The organism is Streptomyces fulvorobeus (assembly GCF_013167895.1).
Taxonomy (GTDB): Bacteria; Actinomycetota; Actinomycetes; order Streptomycetales; family Streptomycetaceae; genus Streptomyces; species Streptomyces fulvorobeus.
Genome location: NZ_BLWC01000001.1, coordinates 176,336 through 201,578, shown reverse-complemented (window position 1 = coordinate 201,578; position 25,243 = coordinate 176,336). Strand labels below are relative to the sequence as shown.

The following is a 25,243-nucleotide window of genomic DNA, read 5'->3' as shown; positions in this document are numbered from 1 at the left end:
GCTCAGCTGTTCTTCTGGTCGCGCCCGCCCGGTGACGTCTGGTCGAAGGAGAGTCCCAGGGCCGCGACACAGCGGTCGTACTTGCTGCGCATGTCCTCCTCGCTGTCGCCGCCGGTGAAGATGTGCGCGATCTCGTAGCTGTAGCTGTCCTGCTGGGGTGTGTCCGAGAGGCGCTGCCCCTCCTCGGGCACCACGTCGACCCGCACGCCCGGTATCTCGCGCTCGATCCGCTCGATGTCCTCGCGGGAGGGGACGCGGTGCGCCACCCCGTCCGCGAACCACCGGTGGTACCACTTGGCGGCGACCGCGTACGGCCCCTTCCGGTGCGGCAGCGAGGGGTCCTTGCCGAGCGCGAGGCTGATCATGCAGTGGTGGTTGGGGACGCCGTCGACGTACTCGAACAGCTCCGCGTGCGACTGCGAGTGCCGTGGGTTGATCTCCAGCAGGTTGATCGCGTCGGTCCGCGCATCGTAGAAGTACTCGATGCTGAAGGTCGCCGCCTCCATACCGATCTGCCGCATCACCCGCGCGGAGACGTCGTGCAGCCGGCGTACGACCGGTTCGGGCAGGGCCGACGGGTACTGGTGGCGCAGGAAGCTGGAGGAGTCCGGATAGTTGATCGAGTCCAGGACGCCGTAGACGGTTACCTCGCCGTTGTGGACGTAACCCTCCACCGCGACCTGCACGCCCGAGATGGCCTCCTCGGCGAGACAGACCTGCCCTCCGACACCAGCCATCTCCTCGGGCAGGTCGAGCAGTCCGAGGATGTGCTCGAAGGGCCGGCCCACCCGGGCCACTCCCTTGCGGATCTCCTCGACGGCCTCCTCGAACTCCTTCTGGTCACCGACACCGAAGGCGAGCTCCGAGGAGTACGACAGGGCGGGCTTCAGCCACATGGGGAAGTCCACGCCCTCGGGGGCCGGGGCTTGTCGGCCTCCATGTCGACCCGGCCGAACCCCGGGTACTCATCGACGACCTTCTGCTGCTCCAGCCGGCTCCAGTACTTGTGCTCGCACTTGACGATGGACTCCAGACCGGTGCTCCGCGTGCCGTAGTGCTCGCTCAGCATCGGCACCAGCGTGCTCACGGGGAAGTCCCAGTAGCCGACGATCGCGTCGATACTGCCGTCGAAGGCGTCGAGCACGCCCTTCGCCTTCTCGAACAGGTCGGTCACCGAGACCTCGCCGACCTGGAGCTCCTCGATCGTGAGCAGCGGATGGAACCGGTACGAGTCGGCGTCGGGCACGGCGAGCAACGTCCGCATGTTCGACTCGTCCAAGCCGAGTACGAATATGTTCTTGTACTGCGTGATCATGTGGTTCACACGACTCCTTCAGGTGGGTGTGTGACGCGGTGCGCCATCATCGGGCCTGCCCAGGGCGCGTTCCTCGCCCAGCCCGTTTCACACCTGTGTCCCCGCACACGCCGTCGCCCCGCTGATCTGCGCGATCGCCCTCAGGCCGAGTCGTTGCGCAGCATGGGTCCCCACGGTCCCGGCTGGTGCGTGATCACCTCGTCGGCCTCGGTGATGGCGCGTGGGCCGATCCAGCCCAGCGGCTCTACCCGGTGGACGAGAGGCTCGTTGTCCGGTCCCCGCCCCGCCTCCGAGCCGTGCAGGACCCACGGCCGGGTCAGGTGGTGCCTGACCCGCTGGAGATGGGAGTAGTCGTACAGGCGCCGAGCCACCCAGATCCGTACCGGACGCTCGCCCCACCACTCCTCGATGTCGAGCGCGTTCGCCGACAGCCCCGGCAGCGGGACGCCCGTGAGGGCGTCCCTGCTGCAGACGGACTGCAGATCGAGCTCCGGACCCAGTGACCAGCGCACGTAAAGACCCCGCCGGCTCGCCACCAGCTCGGCCAGAGCGTCCAGGGTCCCGAATACCGGCATTGATTCCGCGTTGCTCATAACCCCTCGTCCGCAGCGAGCACCGACCGTGGTGCATGGGTTCCCCGAAACGCGCTCCGTTAACTGGCCGGGGCGGTACGCGCACCCGGACGGGCGCGTCCGCACCACGCGAAGACCTCCCCCGATCGGCCGGATCGGGGGAGGTCTCTGCGCGGTGCGGACGGCTCCGCGCGGTCAGTCGGCGGTCGGCAGGGCTCCGGTACGGGCGACCTCGGCGTACCAGCGGGCGCTGGACTTCGGGGTCCGGCGGCCGGTCGGGTAGTCCACGTACACAGCGCCGAAGCGCTTGCTGTAGCCGTAGCCCCACTCGAAGTTGTCGAGCAGCGACCACAGGAAGTACCCACGGACGTCGACACCGTCCGCGATCGCCTGGTGGACCGCGGCGAGGTGACCACGCAGATAGGCGATGCGGTCCGGGTCGTGGACGGCACCCGCCGGGTCGACGTAGTCGTCGAACGCGGCCCCGTTCTCGGTGATGACCAGCGGCAGGGCCGGGAACTCGCGCTTGAGGTCCAGCAGCAGGTCGTAAAGGCCGCTCGCGTCGACCGCCCAGCCCATCGCCGTGGTGCTGCCCGGCGGACGGTGGAAGGCGACCTGGTCGGCACCGGGCCACGGGCTGTGCTCGCTGACGCCGTGACCGTCGGAGTTGTGCGCACCGTCGACCTTCGCCGCGGAGACCAGGGTCGGCGTGTAGTAGTTGACGCCCAGGAAGTCCAGCGGCTGCCGGATGATCTGCGTGTCGCCGTCCTGGACGAAGGACCAGTCCGTGAGGTGCGCGGTGTCGTCGAGTACGTCGGCCGGATAGGCCCCGTGGAGCATCGGACCGGTGAAGACCCGGTTCGCGACCCCGTCGATCCTGCGGGCCGCGTCGACGTCCTCCGCGCTGTCGGTCAGCGACCGCACCTGATGGATGTTGAGGGTGACGGACATACGGGCGTCCGAGGGCAGGGCCGCCCGCATGGCCTGCACGGCGAGCCCGTGGCCGAGGTTCAGGTGGTGGGCCGCGCGCAGCGCGTCGACGGGGTCGGTGCGCCCGGGTGCGTGCACCCCGGAGCCGTAGCCGAGGAACGCGCTGCACCACGGCTCGTTGAGCGTCGTCCAGGTCTTCACCCGGTCGCCCAGCGCCTCGGCGACGATACCGGCGTACTCCGCGAAGCGCTCGGCAGTGGCGCGCTCGGGCCAGCCGCCCGCGTCCTCCAGCTCCTGCGGGAGGTCCCAGTGGTAGAGGGTCGCGACCGGTTGGATGTTCTTCTCCAGCAGGCCGTCCGTGAGACGCCGGTAGAAGTCGAGCCCCTTCTGCACGGCCGGCCCCCGCCCGGTGGGCTGCACCCGGGGCCAGGAGACGGAGAACCGGTACGCGCCCACGCCCAGATCGGACATGATCTGCACGTCCTCGGGCCAGCGGTGGTAGTGGTCCGTCGCGATGTCACCGGTGTCGCCGTTGCGGACCTTGCCGGGAGTACGGGAGTAGGTGTCCCAGATGGAGGGCGTCCGGCCGTCGGTGTCGGCCGCCCCCTCGATCTGGTACGCGGCGGTCGCCGTGCCCCACAGGAAGTCCGGCGGGAAGACCAGGGCGGGCGGGGCGGCGTGGGGAGTGGCGTCGGTGAGGTTGGAGGTTGCGGTGGCCACGTGAATCCTTACGGTACGGAAGGGGAGGGGGAGGGGGAGGGGAGGAGGAAAGAGTGCTCAGCCCTTGACGGCGCCCTGCATGATGCCGCCCACGATCTGCCGCCCGAAGACGACGAACATCACGAGCAGCGGAAGCGTGCCGAGCAACGCGCCCGCCATGATGAGCGACTGGTCGCGCACGTAACCGGCGCTGAGCTGGGTGAGGGCGACCGGCACGGTCGGGTTGTCCATGTTCAGCGCGATGAAGGGCCAGAAGAAATCGTTCCACGCGTGCACGAAAGTGATCATGAAGAGGACGGCCATCGCGGGCCTGGCCAGGGGAAGGACGATGCTCCAGAAGATCCGCAGGGAGTGGGCGCCGTCCACCCGCGCGGCCTCGATGAGCTCGTCGGGCATCGCCTCCATGAGGTACTGCCTCATGAAGAACACACCCACGGCGCTGACCAGGGTGGGGAAGATGACGGCCGGCAGCCGCTGCCCCCAGCCCAGGTCGCTCATCATCATGAAGAGCGGAACCACGCCGAGCTGCGGCGGGATCATCATGGTGCCGATGACCAGGGTCAGCAGGGCGTTGCGGCCCGTGAACCGGAGTTTGGCGAACGCGAACCCGGCCAGGGTCGCGAAGAGCACCGTGGCCACGGCGATGCTGGTCGCCACGATCAGGCTGTTGATCATCGCCTTGCCGAGGGCGGCTTCCGTCCACGCCCGGCTCAGGTTGGAGAACAGGTTCGGCCCCGGCAGGAACGGCGGCGGTGTCTGCGTCACCCGCGTGTTGTCGGTCGAGGCCGCGACCATCGTCCAGTACAGCGGGAAGAGGGACATCAGGGCGACGAGGCCGAGCAGGACGTACGCCACCGGACCGGCGTGGTGCTGCCGGCCGGCCTTCATCTTCAGGGACGGCATCCGGGAGCCGCTGCGGAAGGGGGCGACGGACGGCTTGCTCTTCGGGCTGTGCGGGGGCGCGCCCCGCAGGCTGTCGGTGGTCATCGCTTTCCGCTCCTGGTTCCCTGTGCGGTACGGGTCCGGCTGGTAGCGCCCTTGATGAGGCGCTGGAGGACGAAGGCCAGGACGAGAATCAGGAACATGGCCCAGGCGATGGTCGAGGCCCGGCCCATCTGGTAGTTCTTCCAGCCCTCCTCGTACATCAGCAGCCCGAGGGTCTGGTACTGGTTGTCGGCTCCGCCGGAGATCCCGTTCGGCCCCTGCCCGAAGATGAGCGGCTCACCGAAGAGCTGAGTGGCGCCGATCGTCGACAGGACGATGGTGAACACGATCGTGGCCCGGATGCCGGGCACGGTCACCGAGATGAACTGGCGCCAGCGCGAGGCCCCGTCGATCGCGGCCGCCTCGTAGCGGTCACGCGGGATGGCCTGCATCGCCGCCAGGTAGAGGAGGGCGTTGTAACCGGTCCACCGCCAGATGACGATCGTGGAGATCGCGATCTGCGCGGGCCACTTGTCGCCCTCCCAGTTGATGTTCTCGACGCCGAACATCCCCAGGAACCAGTTGATCATCCCGAAATCGCGCTCGAACAGCATGGTGAACACCAGTGCTGCCGCGCCGACGGAGGTGGCGTACGGCGTCAGAGCGGCGACGCGGAAGAAGGTCGAACCGCGCAGCGAGTAGTTGAGGAGATGGGCGATGCCCAGCGCCATCAGCAACTGGGGCACGGTGGAGATGACACCGATGGTGATGGTGTTGCCGAGCGCGTTCCAGAAACGGTCGTCGGCCCACAGGGCGGTGTAGTTGTCGAAACCGCGCCACTCCATGACGTCCATGGTGGCCAGCTCGACCTTGTGGAGCGAGATCCACGAGGTGTAGAGGAGCGGGTAGAAGCTGAACGCTCCGAAGACGATGAAGAACGGGGCGACGAAGCCGTAGGGCGCGCCGCGCAGGTCGAGCCGGTGCAGCAGGTTACGTCGTCCCTGCTGGGGGCGGTTCTTGCGACCGGGAGTGCGGCCGGGACCGGGCGGGGCGACGGCTTCCGGCCCGCCGGGGCCGGGGGCCGGGGTGGTGGAGGTGGCCACAGTGGCCTCCTTCCTGAGGGTGAGCTGCGAGGGGATGGGCGATGGCCGGGGCTGTGGCCGGGCTGGAGAGGGACTGGGCCGGCGCCCGGCCCGGGACGCCTGACCGCCGGAAGGCGGCGGTCAGGCGGTGTGGCCGGGACCGGCCCTGCGGGCGCGATACGTGATCGGCGCCGGACCGTACGGAGGGCCGGCACCGTCAGGAGGTGCGGGCGGCCGTACGGCGGGCGGCACCGCCGGGAGGGCCGGCGGCCGGCTCCCCCCGGCCGCGCGTCCGCGGGTACCGTCCCGCGGGGCGCTCGGCCCCGGGACCGGCCGGTGCGACTGCTGCCGGCCGGTCCCGGGCCGGCCGGGCGGGGCTCCGCACCCGGAGCCCCGCCCGGCCGACGTGACCGTCAGCCGACCGCCTTGCGGATGCGCTCGTCCGTCGTGTCCCACGCCTCGGACGGCTTCCTGCCCTTGGACTCCACCAGGTGCAGACCCTGGGAGAAGATGTCCTTGATCGTGCCGTCCTTGCGGCCGAGGATCTGCTCCGCCGGGATGTCGTTGGCGGCCGCGCCGAAGATCTCACCGATCGGCGCCTCGCTGAAGTACGGCGACTTCGCACCCGAGACCTCGGGCTGCGTCAGCGCCTCCTTCGAGGACGGGAAGTTGCCGATCTCCTTGAAGAGGGCGGCCTGCTGGGCGGGGGCGGTCAGCCACGCGACGAGCTTGCGTGCCTCGGCCTTCACGGGGCTCTTCTCCAGGACACCGAGGAAGGCACCTCCCCAGTTGGCGCCCTTGGGGGCCTTCGCGACATCCCACTTGCCCTTGTTGGCGGGGCCCGCCTTCTCGCTGATGTGGCCGAGCATCCAGGCGGGGCACACGGTGGTGGCGAAGGTGGAGTTCGCCAGGCCGGGGTCCCAGCCGGGCTGGAACTGCCGCAGCTTGGCCGTCATGCCGGAACCGCCGGCCTCGGCAGCCAGCTCCCAGGCGTCCTTGACCACGGGGTTCTTGTCGTAGACGAGCTCCCCGTCCTTGTCGTAGAACTGCTCGGACGAGCCGTAGATCATGGCGTTGAAGAGCCCGGTGGAGCTGTCCATGAAGGCGAGCTCGCTGTTCTTGGAGTTCTCCTTGAACTTCTTCCCGGTCTCGACGTACTTGCTCCAGTCGCCCGCCCACAGGGCGGCGACCTCCTCGCGGTCCGTGGGGAGCCCCGCCTGCTCGAACATGTCCTTGCGGTAGCAGACCGCCATCGGACCGATGTCCGTGCCCAGGCCCAGGACCTTGCCTTCGGGGGTGGTGACCTGGTTGAGCTTCCAGGGCTGGAAGTGGTCGGTGCCCTTGACGTCGGCGAAGTCCGCGAACTTGTCCGCCTGGGTGTCGACGATCTCCTTGGCCCGGCCCACCTCTATGCCCTGGATGTCCTTGAGGCCGCTGCCGCCCGCCAGGTGGGTCTGGAGTGCGGTGTAGTACGTCTGCTCGTCACCGGCGATCTCCGCCTTGATCGTCACCCCCGGGTTCTCACGCTCGTACTGCTCCAGGAGCCCGGTCTCCTTGAAGCCCATGACGCCGAAGAGGCCCATCGTGATGGTGACCTTGCCGTCCTTCTTGGCGCCCCCGGTGGAGGACGTACCACCTTCCGAACAGCCTGCGACCAGGCCGATGGCGGCGATGGCCGAGACCGCGACGGTCACTCTCGACCGTGACAGCGTTCGGGATATGCGCATGAGGGGTCCTCCCAGCGGCGGCTCCGGCGCACGGTGATACCCGTTCGTCCGGTCCACACAGCGGCTCGAAACGTGCAGTGGGAACGATTCCAGTCGTGGTGGGATCGATCCCACCGACGTGCCGTGAAGACTGGCCAAAACCTCGCCGTGTGTCAAGAAGTTGAATCGAACCTGTTTCAAATGACGTCAGTGTGTTCAACTGATGTGTCGATTGGATGTCGACGCCATCTGGCAGAATGCGCTGGCGAGCGCCCGGTCCGGGCGCTCGCTTTCGGGCGCCCGGTGCGTGACGGACGACGCGGAACGAACGCGCCGTACGGCGCGGGACCACGGGGAGGGACACATGGGCACCGGTCGGCCGCCGACCATCAAGACCGTCGCCGCGCGAGCCGGGGTGGGCCGTACGACGGTGTCCCGGGTCCTCAACGGCTCGCCCCTGGTGAGCGAGAAGGCGAAGGCGGCCGTCGAGGCGGCCATCGCCGAGCTCAACTTCGTGCCCAGCTCCGTGGCGCGCGGACTCGTCACCCGCCGCACCAACTCGATCGCCCTGGTGATCCCCGAGTCGGAGAGCCGGCTGGGCGCGGAGCCGTACTTCTCCGCCGTGATCCGGGGAGTGAGCACCGGGCTCGCGGCGACCCAGACACAGCTGCAGATCGTGCTGGTCAGGGACAAGAGCGAGCTCGACCACCTCACCGAGGCCGTCGCGGCCCGGCGGGTCGACGGAGTGCTTCTCGTCTCCGTCCACCGGGACGATCCGCTGCCGGACCTGCTGGAGGGGTTCGGTCTGCCCACCGTGCTGGCGGGGCGGCGCTCGGCCGCCGAGCCGCTCAGTCACGCGCACTCGGACAACCTCGGCGGGGCGAAGGCCGCGGTACGGCATCTGCTCGACCGGGGCCGGGAGCGGATCGCGACGATCACCGGGCCGCTCGACATGGAGGTCGGCAGGGCCCGCCTCCAGGGATGGCGCGAGGCGCTGACCGAGGCTGGCCGCCCGCCGGACGGGGAACTGGTGGCCGTGGCCGACTTCACCGAGGAAGGCGGCAGGCGTGCCATGGTCGAGCTGCTCGCCCAAGCGCCCGACCTGGACGCGGTGTTCGTGGCGTCGGATGTCATGGCGGCCGGGGTGCTGCTGGAGCTCCGGGCCAGCGGGAAGCGGGTACCGGAGGACATCGCGGTGGTCGGGTTCGACGATTCGATGATCGCGCGGCACACCAACCCCCCTCTCACCAGCGTCCGTCAGCCGGTCGAGCAGATCGGCAGCACGATCGCCCAGATGCTCCTGGAGGAGATAGCCACGCCGGGAACGCCCCGGCGGTGCGTTCTACTGCCTACCGAACTGGTGGTCCGCGAGTCGTCCTGACCGGGTGAGGGGCATTTCGGGCAGCGGACCTCGGCTGGGGCTCACCCGGGCGGCCTGACCAGGCGTCACGAGCCTTACCGCGCAGGCGGATAGCCGCCCGCGCGCGGCCGGGCCGAGCTGTGCGCGGGGCGTGTCACCGCGGGCCGGGGCGGGCCGCTTTGTCCGATCACTGGAGAAAGTTGACGTCTCTCGTGTCAAAGGGCTTTCTGCCGGGTGGAAAAGCCATTACCTTCCTGAGCTGTACCGGACAACACGGACCGAGCGCCTCATCCCTCCTCCCAGGGGTGCGACGTCCATCGGCGCGACGGCGCGCGCCTGTGCCCAGACCCCCCACCCCGTACTCATACGGAGGACGCGCGTGCACAGGAGAATCACCCGGCCCCTCGCGGCGCTCGCCTGCACCCTGCTCGCCGCCGCGGGCGCCCTCACCGCTCAGCAGAGACCGGCGGAAGCAGCGGTCGCCGACGAGTTCCAGCAGGTCACCCTCGCCAAGGGAGTGGCCGAGACCGGCGAACCGATGACCCTCGCCGTACTGCCCGACCGGTCCGTCCTGCACACCTCACGGGACGGAACCCTGCGGCTCACCGACGCGGCGGGCACCACGAAGGTCGCGGGCAAGCTGGACGTCTACAGCCACGACGAAGAAGGGCTCCAGGGCATCGGAGTCGATCCCGGCTTCAGCTCCAACCGCTTCGTCTACCTCTACTACGCGCCCAAGCTCACCACCCCGGCGGCGACGCCCCCGGGGACGGAACGGCAGCCGACTTCGCTCCGTACGACGGGGTGAACCGGCTGTCCCGGTTCGTCCTCAGGACGGACGGCACCCTGGACACGGCGAGCGAGAAGAAGGTCCTCGACGTCCCCGCCAGCCGGGGGCTGTGCTGCCACGTCGGCGGTGACATCGACTTCGACGCGGCGGGCAACCTGTACCTCTCGACCGGGGACGACACCAACCCGTTCGCCTCCGACAACTACACGCCCATCGACGAGCGTGCGAGCCGGAACCCCGGGTACGACGCCCAGCGGTCCGCGGGCAACACCAACGACCTGCGCGGCAAGGTCCTGCGCATCAAGGTCAACGCGGACGGCGGCTACTCCGTACCCTCGGGGAACCTGTTCGCCCCCGGCACCGCCAGGACCCGCCCCGAGATCTACGCGATGGGCTTCCGCAATCCGTACCGGATGAGCGTCGACAAGGCCACCGGCATCGTCTACCTCGGTGACTACGGTCCCGACGCGGGCACGGCGAGCGCCACCCGCGGACCCGCGGGCCAGGTCGAGTTCAACCGGATCACCAAGGCCGGGAACTACGGCTGGCCGTACTGCACCGGCAAGAACGACGCGTACATCGACTACGACTTCGCCACCAAGACATCCGGTGGGGCCTTCAACTGCGCCGCACCCAGGAACACCTCGCCCCGCAACACCGGGCTCACCGACCTGCCCCCGGCCCAGCCCGCCTGGATTCCCTACGACGGCGGCTCCGTGCCCGAGTTCGGCAGCGGCTCCGAGTCGCCGATGGGCGGTCCGGTCTACCGCTACAACGCCTCGTCCACCTCGACCGTGAAGTTCCCCCAGAGCTACGACGGGAACTTCTTCGCGGGCGAGTTCGGCCGCAAGTGGATCAAGCGGATCGCCCAGGGCGCAGACGGCGCGGTGCAGTCCATCAACGCCTTCCCCTGGCAGGGGACCCAGGTGATGGACATGGCCTTCGGCCCCGACGGCGCCCTCTACGTCCTGGACTACGGCACCGGCTACTTCAGCGGCGACGCGAACAGCGCCCTCTACCGTATCGAAGCGGTCACCGGAGGCCGCGCTCCCCTCGCCCAGGCCGCAGCGGACCGCACCTCCGGCAAGGCACCCCTGGCCGTGCAGTTCTCCTCGGCGGGCAGCTCCGACCCGGACGGCGACCCCCTCAGCTACGCCTGGAAGTTCGGTGACGGCTCGACGTCGACCGCCGCCAACCCCTCGCACACCTACACGGCCAACGGCCGCTACACCGCCGAAGTCACCGTCTCCGACGGCACCGGCAGGTCCGGTACGGCCTCGGTGACGATCACGGTCGGCAACACCGCGCCGACCGTCAAGCTCGACCTGCCCGCGGATGGCCGGATTATCGACCCGGGGGCGGCGGTGCCCTTCAAGGTCACGGTGACCGACGCCGAGGACGGCACGATCGACTGCTCGAAGGTCAAGGTCACCTTCATCGTCGGCCACGACAGCCACGGTCACCCGCAGACCTCCGCGACCGGCTGCTCCGGCACCGTACAGACCATCGCGGACGGCGAGCACGACCCCAACGCCAACATCTTCGGCGTCTGGGACGCGGAGTACACCGACAAGGGCGCGAACGGCCAGCCCGCACTGACCACTCACGCGCAGAACATCAGCCAGCCGAGCCACCGCCAGGCCGAGCACTACGGCGGATCGGGCGGCGTGCAGGTCGTCGACCACGCGGCGGCCCACGGCGGCAAGACCGTGGGGCACATCGAGAACGGCGACTGGATCTCCTTCAAGCCGTATCTGCTGGACAACGCCACGAAGCTCACCGCACGCGTCTCCTCCGCCGGCGCCGGTGGCACCCTTGAGGTGCGGGCCGGTTCCCCGACCGGCACCCTGCTGGGCTCGACCGCCGTCCCCGTCACGGGGAGCTGGGAGACGTTCCAGGACGTGAGCGCCGACCTGACCAACCGCCCCGCGACCACCACCACCCTGCACCTGGTGTTCAAGGGCGGCAGCGGATCACTGTTCGACCTCGACGAGTTCTCCTTCACCACCTCCGGCACCGCCACACGGACCGGAGAGATCAAGGGGATCGGCGGGAAGTGCGTGGACGTCGCCGGTGGCGCGACCGCCGACGGCACGCAGATCCAGCTGTGGGGCTGCGCGGGCGTGGCCGCGCAACGCTGGTCGGTACCCGCGGACGACACGCTGCGGGCGCTGGGCAAGTGCATGGACATCAGCGGCGCCGCCACGGCTGATGGCACCAAGGTGCAGCTGTGGACCTGCAACGGAAGCGGCGCGCAGAAGTGGGTGGCCCAGGCGGACGGGACGCTGAAGAACCCGCAGTCGGGCAAGTGCCTCGACGCGTCGGGTGCCTCGTCGGCCGACGGCACCAAGCTCCATCTCTGGACCTGTCACACCGGAGCCAACCAGAAGTGGGACCTGCCATGACCTCTGCCCGCACCAGCAGGCTCGCCCGAGCCCTGACCTGGACCGTCGGCGGCTTGCTCTGCGCCGCCGTCCTGCCCGCCACCGTGTCGTCCGCGGCCGGGCCGGAACCCGCCGCGCCGTTGGCCGCCGCGGCCGCGGACCCCGCGTACGACGTCCTCGTCTTCTCCAGGACGGCCGGCTTCCGGCACTCGTCCATCGACGAGGGGGTGACCGCCCTGCGCGAGCTGGGCGCCGCCAACAACTTCACCGTCACGGCCACCGAGGACGCCGCCGCCTTCACCCCGTCGGGCCTCGCGCCATACGAGGCGGTCGTCTTCCTCTCCACCACGGGTGACGTCCTCAACGCCACCCAGCAGACCGCCTTCGAGGGGTACATCAAGGGCGGCGGCGGATACGTCGGAATCCACGCGGCGGCGGACACCGAGTACGACTGGACCTGGTACGGGGGCCTCGCCGGCGCACTGTTCCACTCCCACCCGAACATCCAGCAGGCCACGGTCAAGGTCGAGGACCGGGCCCACGACGCCACCGCCCACCTGCCGACCGCGTGGCAGCGCACCGACGAGTGGTACAACTACCGCACCAACCCCCGTACCGACGCCCATGTCCTCGCCTCCCTCGACGAGAGCAGCTACAGCGGCGGCAACATGGCCGGTGACCACCCCATCGCCTGGTGCAAGGACTACCAGGGCGGACGGGCCTTCTACACCGGCGGCGGGCACACCGAGGGCTCGTACACCGAGGCCGGATTCCGCCGTCACCTGCTCGGCGGCATCCGGTGGGCCGCCCGCATGACCGAGGCGGACTGCCGTCCCGAGGCCGGGTACACCACCCTCTTCGGGAACACCGGCTCCACCACCGGCTGGAAGCAGGCAGGACCGGGCTCCTTCAGCAACAGCGACGCCACCCTCACCAGCCAGAGCGGTCTCGGCCTCTACTGGTACCAGGCCAAGGAGTACAAGGCGTACTCCCTCAAGCTCGACTGGCGGATGGCCGGCGACGACAACTCCGGGGTCTTCATCGGCTTCCCCGCGTCCGACGACCCCTGGTCGGCCGTGAACAACGGCTACGAGATCCAGATCGACGCCACCGACACCGCCGACCGCACGACCGGCGCCGTCTACGGCTACGGCTCCGCCGACCTGGCGGCGCGCGACGCGGCGCTGAACCCGCCGGGGGAGTGGAACACCTACGAACTGAGGGTCGAAGGCGAGCGCCTGCAGCTGTTCCTGAACGGGCGCAAGATCAACGACTTCACCAACACCGACCCCGCCCGCAGCCTCCAGCAGGGTCACATCGGCCTCCAGAACCACGGCACCGGCGACGACGTGTCCTTCCGCAACGTCCGCATCAAGGAACTGGGCGGCGGCACGGGCACACCGACCGGTGAGATCAAGGGGATCGGCGGGAAGTGCGTGGACGTCGCCGGTGGCGCGGCCACCGACGGCACGCAGATCCAGCTGTGGGGATGTACGGGTGTCGCCGCGCAGAAGTGGACGGTACCCGGTGACAGCACCTTGCGGGCGCTCGGCAAGTGCATGGACATCAGCGGTGGCGGCACGGCTGATGGCACCAAGGTGCAGCTGTGGACCTGCAACGGCAGCGGTGCGCAGAAGTGGGTGGCCCAGGCGGACGGGACGCTGAAGAACCCGCAGTCGGGCAAGTGCCTCGACGCGGCGGGCGTCTCATCGGCAGACGGCACCAAACTCCACCTCTGGACCTGTCACACCGGAGCCAACCAGAAGTGGAGCCTGCCTGCCTGACAACTCTCCCGGACCCCGTCGCCGGCGCGGAGGGCGCCGACGACGGTCAGGCCCCCTAGGGGGCCGGTCGACGGCGGCGTGGTGCCACGCCGAGGGCCCGCCGCCGTCCTCCCCGCGCCGGCCGTCCGCCTCCTGTCCCGCCCGCCGTCCGCACACCGGACGGACGGAACGGAGGGGCGGGCGGACGGCCTCTGCGGTTCAGGGCTGGGTGCGGGCCTGATCGGCGGCCTGAGAGGCCGCGGCCGTCTCGGTCGAGGCGCCCGCGGTGCTGAGCTCGCCACCACTGGACTCCAGGTGAGCACGGACGAACCACTGGAAGAGCTCCAGCCCGCGCAACTGCTCGATCAGCATGTCCTGCGTCACCGGGTCCGCCTCCTCGGTCGCCGCCATCGCGGACCGGTGGTCCTTGATGAGCTCGGTGTACACGAGGTTCAGGGCGCCGAGGTGCTCGATCGCCTCGGCCCGGCCGATCGAGTAGTCGTTCCACGTACGGTCGGCGACCAGGGCGCCCGGTGTGCCGTGCGGCTCCCCGCCCAGCGTCGAGATGCGCTCGGCGAGGTCGTCCGCCATGGAGCGGACCTGCTCGACCTGCGGGTCGAGCATCTCGTGCACGGCGATGAAGTGCGGCCCGACCACGTTCCAGTGGATGTGCTTGAGGGTCAGTGCCAGATCGTTGAGGGAGTGCAGGCGCATCTGGAGGAGGGGGATGACCTCACCGCTGACCTCGGGGTCATACCCGGCACGGTGTACGAAGGCTGCGGACGCTGTGACGACACAGGTGTGCTCCTTGCGAACTCAGTGGCTGATGCCTACAGGCAACCAGCCGCGGGAGCATCGCACATTCCGACAGCGCCGAGCGGAGCGTTGTTTCACCGCAGCGGACGGACGGGCCTGCTGTGCGGAGGGGCCGCCCAGGGGCCGGAACCACGCGGGGCACCCGGTCCCCGCCGGGCGGGCGTGCCGCAACGGGACGAATCCCGGCCCGTTCACCCTCTTGAGGGACGGAAGCCGCCTCGGCGACGGCGACGGCGTCGACGGCTGCCGGGCCACCGGCCTGGTCGGCCCCAGCCGTCACGCACGCCCGCCCGGTCCGCCGCTGACCGACCGCGCCCCGCAACCCTGCCGGGTTCACCGGTTCGGGTATTGAGCCGCACGGCCCCGCCCCCTTGAGGCAGGGTCATGGGTGAGCCGGCCGGCGGCGTGCGCTGGGGCGTGCGGTCGCCGGGCCGGTCCTTACAGCTGCCACCGGTTCCGGCCGGTGGGGGAGGAGCCTGACATGTGGGAGACCGAGGAGTTCGGCGGCGAGCACGAGGGCAGGCCGGGCGCGTTGCTGGCCGACGGCAGCGAACCCGGCCCGGTGTACTTCGACACCGGCAGCGGTCCGACCGTGCACCGGAGCACCGACTGGTGGATCTACGACGGCACGCTGGGCGCGCCGACCGCGACCGGCCTGCGCGGAGCATGCTCCTGCGGATGGCGTGGAGAGACCCCCTACTCGTTGGACTGGGAGAGCGTCGACCGCCGAAGCCCGTATCTGTTCGACACCAGCGGCCCGGAAGCCGACTGGGACGCCCACATCACCGATGTGACCTCCCGGACCGTGCCCGTCCCCGCGGATCTCGGCGCCCTGCTGGACCAGATCGAGTTACGCCTGTGCGCTCTGGTCGCCGACGAACCCCTGGCCGCCCTCCGGGCCGCCGCCACCCTGGAACGGCTCACCCAGCGCGTGGCCACCGACGCCGCGTCCAGCGTCGAGGCCGTCGCCCGGCCCCCCTGGGACACCATCGCCCAGGCCCTCGGGATCAGTGAGAAGGCGGCCCGCAGCCGCCTGAGCCGGTACACCCTTCGGTACTGACCCGGCTCCACCACCCCGACATCCCCTGTCCGTCCCGAGGTGCCCGGCGCCTACGGACGGATGGCCGCCGCCCGGCCGTCGGCGGCTCGTACGGGCGGGGGAGGTGTGAGGGGGGAGCACGAGAGCTCCCACGGCCTGCTCTGTATGTACTCCCGCCAGAGCAGAGCGGCGTTCCTTCTCTCCCACCGTGCCGCGATACCTGCCCTCAGCAGCCAGTCCAGGGCGAACAGCAAGGGGGCCAGGGAGAGCCACGGGTCCACGGTCAGCCCCATGACCAGAGCCGGGACGAGCATCACGGGAGGAAGCCCCAGGTGACGAGGGACCCTGGACAGTACGGGGACGGGAGGACGGCTCCGGGGTCCTTCAGCGGCACCGCTTCGTCGAAGTCGCGCACCAGCCCGATCCACCTGAGCCGGGATGCCTCGAGCAGCCCGCAGAGCACGCTCCATCCCGCCAGGACGAGGAGGAGGGTGCGTACGGTCTCGTCGGCGCCGGGCGGCACACCCTCCACACCGAAGGCCACGGCGGCACCGACCGCGCCGGCACACACCGCGGTCGCCACGCCCCTCAGCTGATGGTCGACGTACCTGATCATCGCATTCCCTCGTGGATACCCTGTGCGCGGGAGAAAAGCGCATCACACCCGTGCCCTCGCCCCCGCGTCGCGGACGGCGCCAACCCTAGGTCCGCCGCCTCCGGTGGTGCTCACCCGTAGACCTGAACGGTCGGTGAACGCTCGTCGGCAGCCTCCGGCGCGGGGTGCCGATGAGTTTTCCGTCGCCGCGCGGTCATAGATCATGGCCGGTGCGCGAGGGGCCGGGACACCGCGGCAGCCGTGAACGCGGTCCCAGCGCGTACCTTCCGTCCGCGACTGCTCCGTACCCGACACGAGATACCGAGGAACTACCAGATGCGTACTCTCATCAGCACCGCCTTCGTCTCCCTCGACGGTGTCATGGAGGCCCCGGGCGGTGAGCCCGGCTACCGGAACTCGGGTTGGACGTTCAAGGAGGTGGAGTTCCTCCCGGAGGCGTACGAGATCAAGGACCGGGAGCAGAAGGAGGCCACCGCGATGCTGCTGGGGCGGGTCAGCTACGAGGCGTTCAGCCCCGTGTGGCCGGGCATGGACGAATTCGCCGACTACGGGGCCATGCCGAAGTACGTCGTCTCCACCACCCTCGCCGAGGACAGCCTGGTCCGGAACTGGGGCGAGATCACGCTCCTGCGCTCGCTCGACGATGTCGCGGCGCTGAAGGAGACCGAGGGCGGTCCGATCATCGTCCACGGCAGCACGGCGCTGAACCGGAGCCTCGCGGACGCCGGCCTGATCGACCGCTACCACCTCCTCGTCTTCCCCCTCCTGCTCGGCGCCGGCAAGCGTCTGTTCAGCGAGACGGACAAGGACACCCAGAAGCTGAAGCTCGTCGAGCACCAGGCGTACGCCAACGGCATCCAGAAGAACGTCCTGGACGTCGTCCGCTGAGCGAGACGCTCATGGCGGTCGGCGGGCCGGGGGCCTCCGCCCCCGGCAGAGGTCGGCCCCGCTCCCCGCTCAGAGCCATCCGCAGCGCTGAGCCTGCAAGGCCATCTGGAAGCGGTTCGCCGCGCCGAGCCTGGCCATCAGAATCTGCAGACGGCGAAAGAGCGTGCGGCGGCTGACACCCAGCTCGCGGGCGATCACCTCGTCCCCCGCGCCACCCGCCAGGAGCGACAGGAGCCGGCGGTCGGCGGGCGGCAGGCCGCCCGGACCGGTGACGCGGCCGTGGAACGGCAGGGCGTTGCCCCACGACTGCTCGAACAGCGCCATGAGGGCGGAGAGCAGGCCGCACGGCTGGACGACCAGCATGGTGTTGTGGACGTCGGCCTCCTTGATCGACAAGGACACCAGCGCGTACGCCTCGTCGATGATCACGAGCTTGACGGGCAGCGAGGGCACCACCCTGGCCTGCTCCCCGGCCTTGACGCACGGTTCGATCACGTTCTCCAGGCGGCCGGGATGTTCCAGCGACTCCCGCGCGTACACGACGCGTTGCGTCACACCGCGGGCGAGTGTGGCCAGCGCGTCGTCCGTAGCCCCGGGAAGGGGAAAGTACGGCGGCGACTCGAACTGCCGAATCTGCTCGCGGGCGCTCGCCCAGGCGTGCCGCACCCGGGGGCCGATGGCGTCGCCGGTGACGACCTCCACGAGACCGTCGTTGTACGCGGCGAGCCGCTGGCGCCGGAACGATTCGAACGCACCCCCCACGGCGATGCGCGACTCCTCGACCTCGGCCGCCCGGTGCCGGGCGAGAACCTCGAGTCCCGCGGTGGGCGGCACCGGGGCCACCATCTCCCCACCCGCCTCTGCGGCACTGGCCAGCCCGGCGTCGACCAGAGCCTCGTACCCGGTGGCGAGCTGCCTGCCGTCGAGACCGGCCGCCTCGCCGATCACCCCCAGCGGAGCGGGGACAGCTCCAGCAGCGCCGAGTAGAGCTGGACAGCCGCGGGGCCGAGTCCCAGAAGCCGTAGGGCTTCGCCGAGTTTCGCGTTCGTCATACGCCCATCATCGACGGCTTCCGCCTGGACGGTGGCCGATCCGTGCCAGTGGCAGATCCGGGCACCGAGCCCGCGCGTGAAGGGATACCGTCCAGGAGCCGCCGACGACCGGCGGCAGCGCGGGCGTCCGGCACGCATCGGGAACCCGCCGCTGGGAACCCCACCGGGAAGAAGGTGTACGACGTGGCGAAAGGCCGGAAGAACGGTCTCTACACAGAGATCTCCGAGGAACTGTCCACGCTGATGCGGCAGGGCTGGGCGGACACCGAGCAGCATGACCTGAGGCTCGACGACCAGGCTCCGCACGCCGCCCGCCGCCGTGCCGCGCTCTCGGCGCACTTCCCGGGCGAGCGCCTCGTCATCCCGTCCGGGAACCTGAAGGTCCGCTCCAACGACGACACCTACCCCTTCCGCCCCTACTCGGGCTACGTGCACATGACCGGAGACCAGGCCAGGGACGGCGCTCTCGTCCTCGAACCCCGCCAGGACGGCGGACACGACGCCTACTGCTTCCAGCTGCCCCGCGACGGCAGGGACGACGACGAGTTCTGGACCGGAGCCACGGCGGAGCTGTGGATGGGCCGGCGCCGCTCCCTCGCCGAGGCGGAACGTGTGCTCGGCCTGCCCTGCCGAGATGTCCGCACGGCGGCCCGCGACCTCGCGGCGGCCTCCGGCGCGGCGCCGACCAGGATCGTCCGCGGTGTCGACGCGTCCCTGGAGGCCGCCGTCAGCACCGATGAGGAGCGCGACGCCGAACTGGAAGGGGCGCTCAGCGACCTCCGTCTCGTGAAGGACTCATGGGAGATCGCGGAACTGCGCAAGGCCGTGGACTCCACGGTGCGCGGGTTCACCGATGTGATCGGCGAGCTCTCCCGGGCGATCGCGTCGTCCGAGCGGTGGATCGAGGGCACGTTCTTCCGCCGGGCCCGCGTCGAGGGCAACTCCGTCGGTTACGGCTCGATCTGCGCGGCGGGCGAACACGCCACGATCATGCACTGGACGGACAACGACGGTCCCGTACGCCCCGGTGACCTGCTCCTGCTCGACGCGGGAGTGGAGACCCGCTCCCTGTACACCGCGGACGTCACCCGGACACTCCCGATCAGCGGCACGTTCTCCCCTGTGCAGCGCACGGTCTACGACGCGGTGTACGAGGCGCAGAAGGCCGGTATGGCGGCAGTCAGGCCCGGCGCCGCGTACCGCGACTTCCACGAGGCCGCCCAGCGCCACCTGGCGGCCCAGCTGGTCGAGTGGGGCTTCATCGAGGGCCCCGCCGACCGCGCGTACGACCTCGCACTCCAGCGCCGCTTCACCATGGCGGGCACCGGCCACATGCTCGGCCTCGACGTCCACGACTGCGCACAGGCGCGCAACGAGGCGTACGTCGGCGGAGTACTGGAGCCGGGCATGGTGCTCACCGTCGAGCCCGGCCTGTACTTCCAGCCGGACGATCTCACCGTGCCCGAGGAGTGGCGCGGCATCGGCGTCCGGATCGAGGACGACGTCCTCGTCACCGAGGACGGTCACGAGAACCTGTCGGCTGCCCTGCCCCGGTCGGCGGACGACGTCGAGGCGTGGATGGCCCGGCACGCCAACTGAGTGCGGGCAGCGGACTCCCGCCGAGGCGGGAGTCCGCCGGACTCCGCCCGCCCCCTGATCGGTGACACCCGGTGACACCGGCCCGCCCTCGGGGAGAATGGCTGCCATGACGACATGCGGGAAGTGCGGCGCGCAGCGGCGCCGGTGGCCTCGAAGGTGTGCACGCTGCCGGTCCGGGCCGGACCGGGCGGACGTGGCTGCCGACGCGGGCGAGGTGGCCGCCGAGCTGGGGGCGTTCGGATGGATCGGGCGGGGGATAGCCGGGATACTGCGCATGCTGCTGCGTGCCGTGGACTGACCGGACAGGGGCCGCCCGGCTCTGCTGCGAGGCCCTCGGACGCCGGTCACGGGGCCCGGCGGTTCCGACGGCCTGACGCCTCTACGGGCGTGTCGCGGGGCCGCGTGGCGGCAGCCGGTGCAGGCGTACGTCGTGCAGCCGCCCGTCCGACACCTCGGCGGTCATATAGGTGCGGTGGGGCTGCCTCCGGCGGTCGGTCGGTGACCCGGGGTTGAGCAGCCGAAGACCGCCGGGGGCGAGGGTGTCCCACGGGATGTGACTGTGGCCGAACACCAGGACGTCGACATCGGGGAAGCGCTCCGCGCAACGCCGTTCGCGGCCCTGCGAGGGGCCTGTCTCGTGCACCACGGCGAATCGGACTCCGCCGCACTCCACCCTGGCGACCTCCGTCAACCGCGCCCGTAGCTCAGGCCCGTCGTTGTTGCCGTAGACCCCGACGAGACGTCGTACGCGGGTCTCGAACAGGTCCAGCGTCGCCGCATCCACCCAGTCGCCGGCATGGAAGACGACGTCGGCTTGCTCGATCGCGGCGAGCAGCGGGGGAGGCAGCTCCCTGGCCCGCTTCGGCACGTGGGTGTCGGTCGTCAGCAGCAGAAGCACAGATCACCCTCCAGGGCCCGGGTACGAGGCGGACCGGTCACTCACCCGGAGTGCCGGTCCGCCTCGCCCCTCACGCGTACTCGTGCTCAGCGGGTCACCGCGTGCCGCTCATCGGCAACGCAGTGCGTCATCGTCAGCCCTTCGACGTCACGCGGCGGGTTGTCCCCGAGCCGCGCGAGACGCTTGCGGTCGTCCTCGGACAGATCCTGGCCGGCCAAGGGCTCCAGTCCCGCCACGTCCTTCGGGCTGATGCCCAGCCCGTCGCCGACCCGGAGGCCCAGGTCGTTCTCGACGAGGAGGAAGTGCCAGACCATGCGCTCCTGCACGGCACGCGGGCACTGGGAGAGCTGATCGACGAGGTTGGTCACCAGGTCGTCCTGCTCCCAGCCCTCCATCAGGAGATAACGCTGCCCTGCCTGCAGGTAGTCGTTGGTCCTGGGGATGCGCTTACGGGTGAGGCGGCCACGGATCTCCGGCCCCTGCTCGTCGTGCGTCGGATACTGGGCCTCGCGCAGCCCGCCGGTGATGGACGGCTCGTAGTTCACCTCGGGATTCGACCCGTGGTGGCCGTTGTCGTAAGCCATCTGCCCGTCACGCTGGTTGGTGGCCACGTGCGCGTTCTTGGCCTGGTTGACGGGAAGCTGCAGATAGTTCGGCCCCACCCGGTAGCGCTGTGTGTCGCTGTACGAGAAGGTCCGCCCGACCAGCATCTTGTCGTCGGAGAAGTCCAGCCCGTCGACGAGCACGCCGGTACCGAAGGACGCCTGCTCGTTCTCCGCGAAGTAGTTCTCCGGTACGCGGTTCAGCACCATCCGGCCCACCGGCTTGGGCGGGAACTCCTGCTCCGGCCAGGTCTTGGTGTCGTCGAGCGGGTCGAAGTCCAGCTCGGGGTGTTCGTCGTCGGACATCATCTGCACGACGAGTTCCCACTCGGGGTGGTCACCGCGCTGGATGGCGTCGTAGAGGTCCTTCGTCGCGTGCCCGAGATCCTTGGCCTGTACGTTCGCCGCGTCCTCGGCGGTCATGCTGCGGACACCCTGCTTCGGGAGCCAGTGGTACTTGACCAGGACCGACTCCCCTTCGGCGTTCACCCACTTGTACGTGTTGACGCCGAAGCCCTGCATATGGCGGTAGTCGGCCGGGATGCCCCGGGGGCTGAAGAGGTTCACGAGCATGTGCATGCTCTCCGGCGTCTGCGACATGAAGTCGAAGATGCGCCCCGGCTTCTGCTCGTGCGAGACCGGGTCGGGCTTCAGCGCGTGGATGACGTCGGGGAACTTGATCGCGTCCCGGATGAAGAAGACGCCGAGGTTGTTGCCCACGAGGTCCCAGTTGCCGTCCTCGGTGTAGAACTTGACGGCGAATCCTCGGGGGTCGCGCGCCGACTCCGACGAGTCGCGGCCGCCGATCACCGTGGAGAAGCGCACCGCGACGTCGGTGCGCTTGCCCGCCTCCTGGAACAGCTTGGCGCGGGTGTAGCGGGAGATGGGCTCGTCGCCCCACTTTCCGTACGCCTCGAAGTAGCCGTACGTCGTCACGCCCCGCGCGTGCACCACGCGCTCAGGGATGCGCTCCCGGTCGAAATGGCTGATCTTCTCCAGGAACTGGTAGTTCTCCAGGGTGGCCGGGCCCCTGGCCCCCACCGTGCGCTGGTTCTGATTGTCGAAGACGGCATGACCCTGCCGGTTCGTGAGTTCCGGCCGGTTGTCGTCCGGTTCCGGCCCTGAGCTCGCTACGTCTGTCACAGCCAACTGCTCCTTCTCACTGTTCCCAGGAATGCGGAATGCGGTGCCACGCGGCACTGCCGCGGCGAAAAATGGACTTCGGGCAACAGAAATTGCCCCCTCGTCCGGCTCCGGCGGCGCCGCAGCGCTCACTCCGCAGACGGGTCTCCGATATACCTATGCTCTCTCCGGCCCGTCGCCCCCACCACCGCAGAGCGGCGAAAGAAGGAGCGGCCCGGGCGTATCCCGTCATCCGTCGCGGCCTGAACGGCCGACGGTGGTCAGGGGCCCGCCCGGTGCGCCGGATGACCGTGCGTGCGGCGTTCCTCCTTCATCTCCGCCTCGTAGAGGTGCGTGCGGCCCCCGGCGATCTTCTGCCGCACCTGTTCCTCGACATCGGCGAAGGGCCGGTAGTACGTGGCGTTGTACGCCTCGACGATCTGGAAGGTCCAGCAGTCCGGGATGACATTGCGTCCCACGATCTCCGAATCCACCAGGTCAGCATGTTCCCTGTGCCCGGCCGTCCGGAGCTTCTCCACCGCCTCGCCCAGAAGCAGGTCCGCGCGTCCGGACAGCTGGTGGAAGGCGTACAGATGCCCACGGGCCTGTTCGACGGTCTCGAAGGCTTCCGACAGGCTTCCCAGGGCTTCGACCGAGGCACGGCTGACTCCGTCGGGCCTCCGGTGCCGCTCGCCCGGCTGGTCCCCGTCCTCGCTGATGTCTCCGTTCATACGGATGATTTTGCCCCCGTCATGCGCGCGCATTCCTTCGGCAGGGCCGGTGCCGGGCGAAATCGACCTGCTCTGCCATGCGCACCGCTCAGGAGCCCTCGCGCTTCTCGCGCAGAGAATCGGGCTTGTGTACCGCCCTGCGGCCGGATTTGTCGCTCTCCACTTCGTACTGCGGTTCCTCAGCCGATGCGTCGACCGTGCGCCCCGCTGCTTCCGTACGCTTCGTGATTTTCCGCCTGACCTTTCCCGGTACGGATTGGCCGTGGCTGTTCCATGCGACGTGGTCGCCTTTGTCGAACTTCTCGTCCTTCGCCATGTGGCAACTCCTGTCTCCGCTCTCTTCCACTGTGCTCACCGCGGCTCTCTGCTGCACCTCGGAAGATGCGGGCTTGCGCTCTCGTCGGCGTCCGCCTCGCCGGTCCGCTGCTGCCTGGCGTCACGCCTCGATCGGAGGGGGTGGACAGGGCGTGCTCAACCGCCGCTGCCTGCAACGTTGTTGCCTTCCTCACCCAGCTGGTCTCGGGGGCCGCCGGCTTCCGTCAGGACGCCCTCGTACGGCGGCAACTTCCCGCTCGGCGAAGCGGCGCGTGCGCCCCGCGCATCGAGGGAACGGGCACGATCGTGCTCGCCGTGCCGACCAGCCGGCCTGCGATCCCCGCCGCCTCGCAGCTCGTCCCGTCGCAGGCGGACGGGCGGCAGGCGGCCAGCTGGCATCGCCCTGGAGGGTCTGGCGCCCGAGGATCTCGGGCACTGGTGTCCGCCCCGCGCCGTGGTGGCCTGGCTGTCCCGGCGATCCGGGGGTTACAGTCTCCAGGCGCGGCAAGATTCCGATTCGTGGAACCGCCGTCGCAGCGGCGCCGAAATTCCGGCGCTGGACCAGCCCTGCAGTCTGCTCGGGCTGTGTCCTCCCACCGCTACCGCCATGTACTGGAGACTCGATGTCTTATGCCTCGCCCCGTCAGGCGCAGCGCCGCGTGGACGACACCCCTGCCGACAGGCAGACGCTCACCGGCCCCGGCCTCGACGGCGAGCAGCCCAAGCCGCAGTACGCGGGCCTGTTCATGGAGCCGAACCTCCCGCCGGTCACCGACGAATTCGAGTGACCGTGTCCGGGGACGGAGGGGGTCCGCGCTCAGCGGAGGATGAGCGGCGGCTGCGCTTCGTGCGCGGCCCCGGCCGATGCCGCCCGGAGTCAGGTCCGGGTGGGTCACCGTTCGCCGTGAAGGTGTACCTGCGCCAGGTCCACCTCATCCGGGGGGAATCATCGCCGGGACTTCGCGAGGCGGGCTTCACGGTCACCCCCGGAAACCTGGACGCGAACGCCGGCTACGGCGCGGTTGTGGAAGTCACCCGCCTGCGCGCAATTTGTGCTGTTTGTGCTGCAAGACCGGCACCTTCCAGGCGGCTGCTGACGCAGGTCGTGGGCCGGGACGCGGCGGGAGATGCCGTACGGATGGCAGGGGTGGCAGGAGTCGAACCTGCGGCATCCGGTTTTGGAGACCGGCGCTCTGGCCTCTGAGCTACACCCCTTCGGTGTTGATCATCCTGGCACGCCTCATCGCGCCGGCCAACTGAATTGCGCGCGTCAACAGGGTGATTCCCGTTCCCTCGTCGGCAGGGGAAGCTGGACGTCAGCGGTGCACGTCCGGGCGGGGACCGCCGAGCGTGCCCCCAGCCGGGCCGTCGACGCGCTCTCACTCCACCGGCAGGGAGAACCCGCGCTTCTCCTTCGCTTCGGCGCCCAGCCGCTCGTAGAACCTGATCGCGTCCGCGTTCCACGCCGGGGTCTGCCACTTCACCAGGCCGAGCCCCAGGGAGCGTGCTTCGGCCCGTACGGCGTCCATGAGCATCGGGCCGACACCCAGGCCGCGGTGGCCGTCCCGCAGGAACAGACAGTCCATGTGGAGGTACTCCGTCCCGCTCCACGTCGAGATCTCGGGTGCGCACGACGCGTAGCCGATGATCTCGGCGTCCCCCAGCTCCGCGACGAAGCACCGCAGCCGGGGAGCCGCGCCGCCGAAGAGGAGCGACTCCAGGCGTAGCGCCAGATCCCCGGGCGGTGGCGGCGCCTGTTCGTACCGGGCGTGCTCGGCCGCCAGTTCCGCGACGAAGGGGAGGTCGTCGATGCGCGCACGGCGCACCCGCGCCGTACGGGCGTTCATCGGCGGACCTGGCCTTCCGGCACGTCGCCGCACCTCGCGGCACCTTTTGGCCTCCGGCTGGACAGAACACGCTTCACGTCGGTCATCTCCCTATGATCCAGAAGGCGCGCCGTGTACGTACCCCGGGATCACTTCCGGCCCGGAGGCGGCACGGACCGAGAGCCCGGACGGC

The 25,243-nt window shown here is 69.8% G+C and carries 20 protein-coding genes, 1 tRNA gene and 3 pseudogenes; 8 read left to right on the top strand and 16 right to left on the bottom strand.

Annotation, left to right across the window (positions count from 1 at the left end):
- Nucleotides 1–2 precede the first annotated feature (2 nt).
- The 6 genes and pseudogenes from Sfulv_RS00920 to Sfulv_RS00895 form a co-directional block, all read right to left on the bottom strand.
- Nucleotides 3–1,315: pseudogene (locus Sfulv_RS00920) on the bottom strand (ATP-grasp domain-containing protein).
- Nucleotides 1,316–1,455: 140 nt separating this feature from the next.
- The gene (locus Sfulv_RS00915; protein WP_305961358.1) at nt 1,456–1,890 is read right to left on the bottom strand and encodes a DUF6098 family protein; all 435 of its coding nucleotides are present in this window, start codon (nt 1,888–1,890) and stop codon (nt 1,456–1,458) included.
- Nucleotides 1,891–2,082: 192 nt separating this feature from the next.
- Nucleotides 2,083–3,480 carry a GH1 family beta-glucosidase gene (locus Sfulv_RS00910; protein ID WP_173317489.1) on the bottom strand — a complete coding sequence of 466 codons (1,398 nt, stop codon included), beginning with the start codon at nt 3,478–3,480 and terminating at the stop codon, nt 2,083–2,085.
- A gap of 114 nt (nt 3,481–3,594) precedes the next feature.
- Entirely contained in the window at nt 3,595–4,524 is a 930-nt protein-coding gene (locus Sfulv_RS00905; RefSeq protein WP_173310347.1) for a carbohydrate ABC transporter permease, read from the bottom strand.
- Nucleotides 4,521–5,564 carry a carbohydrate ABC transporter permease gene (locus tag Sfulv_RS00900; protein WP_256668774.1) on the bottom strand — a complete coding sequence of 348 codons (1,044 nt, stop codon included), beginning with the start codon at nt 5,562–5,564 and terminating at the stop codon, nt 4,521–4,523. Before Sfulv_RS00900 ends, Sfulv_RS00905 begins: the two co-directional genes overlap by 4 nt.
- A 392-nt stretch (nt 5,565–5,956) precedes the next feature.
- The gene (locus Sfulv_RS00895; RefSeq protein ID WP_173310345.1) at nt 5,957–7,270 is read right to left on the bottom strand and encodes an ABC transporter substrate-binding protein; all 1,314 of its coding nucleotides are present in this window, start codon (nt 7,268–7,270) and stop codon (nt 5,957–5,959) included.
- Nucleotides 7,271–7,613: 343 nt separating this feature from the next.
- Between Sfulv_RS00895 and Sfulv_RS00890 the strand changes: the two genes are divergently transcribed.
- From Sfulv_RS00890 to Sfulv_RS00880, 4 genes are all read left to right on the top strand, one after another.
- Complete coding sequence (locus tag Sfulv_RS00890; RefSeq protein WP_173310343.1) at nt 7,614–8,630, top strand: LacI family DNA-binding transcriptional regulator; 1,017 nt, start codon at nt 7,614–7,616, stop codon at nt 8,628–8,630.
- A gap of 358 nt (nt 8,631–8,988) precedes the next feature.
- Nucleotides 8,989–9,417, top strand: coding sequence for a PQQ-dependent sugar dehydrogenase (locus Sfulv_RS31365; protein ID WP_371874616.1), 429 nt, complete (start codon nt 8,989–8,991; stop codon nt 9,415–9,417).
- Nucleotides 9,414–11,804, top strand: coding sequence for a carbohydrate-binding protein (locus tag Sfulv_RS00885; RefSeq protein WP_371874615.1), 2,391 nt, complete (start codon nt 9,414–9,416; stop codon nt 11,802–11,804). The genes Sfulv_RS31365 and Sfulv_RS00885 overlap by 4 nt, the downstream gene beginning before the upstream one ends.
- On the top strand, nt 11,801–13,567 hold the full coding sequence (locus tag Sfulv_RS00880) for a ThuA domain-containing protein (protein WP_173310341.1): 1,767 nt from the start codon (nt 11,801–11,803) through the stop codon (nt 13,565–13,567). Before Sfulv_RS00885 ends, Sfulv_RS00880 begins: the two co-directional genes overlap by 4 nt.
- Nucleotides 13,568–13,765: 198 nt before the next feature.
- Here Sfulv_RS00880 and Sfulv_RS00875 read toward each other — a convergent pair.
- A pseudogene (locus Sfulv_RS00875) lies at nt 13,766–14,301 on the bottom strand (Dps family protein).
- Between the two features lie 542 nt (nt 14,302–14,843).
- On the opposite strand from Sfulv_RS00875, the gene Sfulv_RS00870 reads away from it, so the two are divergent.
- The gene (locus tag Sfulv_RS00870; protein WP_173310339.1) at nt 14,844–15,422 is read left to right on the top strand and encodes a hypothetical protein; all 579 of its coding nucleotides are present in this window, start codon (nt 14,844–14,846) and stop codon (nt 15,420–15,422) included.
- A gap of 50 nt (nt 15,423–15,472) precedes the next feature.
- On the opposite strand, the gene Sfulv_RS00865 is transcribed toward Sfulv_RS00870, so the two are convergent.
- Both Sfulv_RS00865 and Sfulv_RS00860 read right to left on the bottom strand, forming a co-directional pair.
- The gene (locus tag Sfulv_RS00865; protein ID WP_173310337.1) at nt 15,473–15,715 is read right to left on the bottom strand and encodes a hypothetical protein; all 243 of its coding nucleotides are present in this window, start codon (nt 15,713–15,715) and stop codon (nt 15,473–15,475) included.
- The gene (locus Sfulv_RS00860) at nt 15,715–16,017 is read right to left on the bottom strand and encodes a hypothetical protein (protein WP_173310335.1); all 303 of its coding nucleotides are present in this window, start codon (nt 16,015–16,017) and stop codon (nt 15,715–15,717) included. The genes Sfulv_RS00865 and Sfulv_RS00860 overlap by 1 nt, the downstream gene beginning before the upstream one ends.
- 315 nt (nt 16,018–16,332) lie before the next feature.
- Between Sfulv_RS00860 and Sfulv_RS00855 the strand changes: the two genes are divergently transcribed.
- The gene (locus Sfulv_RS00855; protein WP_173310333.1) at nt 16,333–16,905 is read left to right on the top strand and encodes a dihydrofolate reductase family protein; all 573 of its coding nucleotides are present in this window, start codon (nt 16,333–16,335) and stop codon (nt 16,903–16,905) included.
- 69 nt (nt 16,906–16,974) lie between these two features.
- Here Sfulv_RS00855 and Sfulv_RS00850 read toward each other — a convergent pair.
- Nucleotides 16,975–17,957, bottom strand: a pseudogene (locus Sfulv_RS00850) (LuxR family transcriptional regulator).
- Between the two features lie 183 nt (nt 17,958–18,140).
- Between Sfulv_RS00850 and Sfulv_RS00845 the strand changes: the two are divergent.
- A complete protein-coding gene (locus tag Sfulv_RS00845; protein ID WP_173310331.1) occupies nt 18,141–19,556 on the top strand; it encodes an aminopeptidase P family protein in 1,416 nt (471 codons plus the stop codon).
- Between the two features lie 379 nt (nt 19,557–19,935).
- On the opposite strand, the gene Sfulv_RS00835 is transcribed toward Sfulv_RS00845, so the two are convergent.
- The 4 genes from Sfulv_RS00835 to Sfulv_RS00820 form a co-directional block, all read right to left on the bottom strand.
- Nucleotides 19,936–20,454, bottom strand: a complete 519-nt coding sequence (locus tag Sfulv_RS00835; RefSeq protein ID WP_173310326.1) for a metallophosphoesterase family protein — start codon at nt 20,452–20,454, stop codon at nt 19,936–19,938.
- Between the two features lie 86 nt (nt 20,455–20,540).
- A complete protein-coding gene (locus Sfulv_RS00830) occupies nt 20,541–22,199 on the bottom strand; it encodes a catalase (RefSeq protein WP_173310324.1) in 1,659 nt (552 codons plus the stop codon).
- 260 nt (nt 22,200–22,459) lie between these two features.
- Entirely contained in the window at nt 22,460–22,909 is a 450-nt protein-coding gene (locus Sfulv_RS00825) for a hypothetical protein (protein WP_173310322.1), read from the bottom strand.
- An 88-nt stretch (nt 22,910–22,997) separates the two neighbouring features.
- The gene (locus tag Sfulv_RS00820) at nt 22,998–23,225 is read right to left on the bottom strand and encodes a hypervirulence associated TUDOR domain-containing protein (RefSeq protein WP_173310320.1); all 228 of its coding nucleotides are present in this window, start codon (nt 23,223–23,225) and stop codon (nt 22,998–23,000) included.
- 658 nt (nt 23,226–23,883) lie between these two features.
- On the opposite strand from Sfulv_RS00820, the gene Sfulv_RS29995 reads away from it, so the two are divergent.
- The gene (locus Sfulv_RS29995; protein ID WP_256668773.1) at nt 23,884–24,012 is read left to right on the top strand and encodes a hypothetical protein; all 129 of its coding nucleotides are present in this window, start codon (nt 23,884–23,886) and stop codon (nt 24,010–24,012) included.
- Between the two features lie 351 nt (nt 24,013–24,363).
- Here the strand turns inward: Sfulv_RS29995 and Sfulv_RS00815 are convergent.
- Nucleotides 24,364–24,439: transfer RNA gene (locus Sfulv_RS00815), tRNA-Trp, on the bottom strand.
- Nucleotides 24,440–24,603: 164 nt separating this feature from the next.
- Nucleotides 24,604–25,071, bottom strand: a complete 468-nt coding sequence (locus Sfulv_RS00810) for a GNAT family N-acetyltransferase (protein WP_173310318.1) — start codon at nt 25,069–25,071, stop codon at nt 24,604–24,606.
- Between the last annotated feature and the right edge of the window lie 172 nt (nt 25,072–25,243).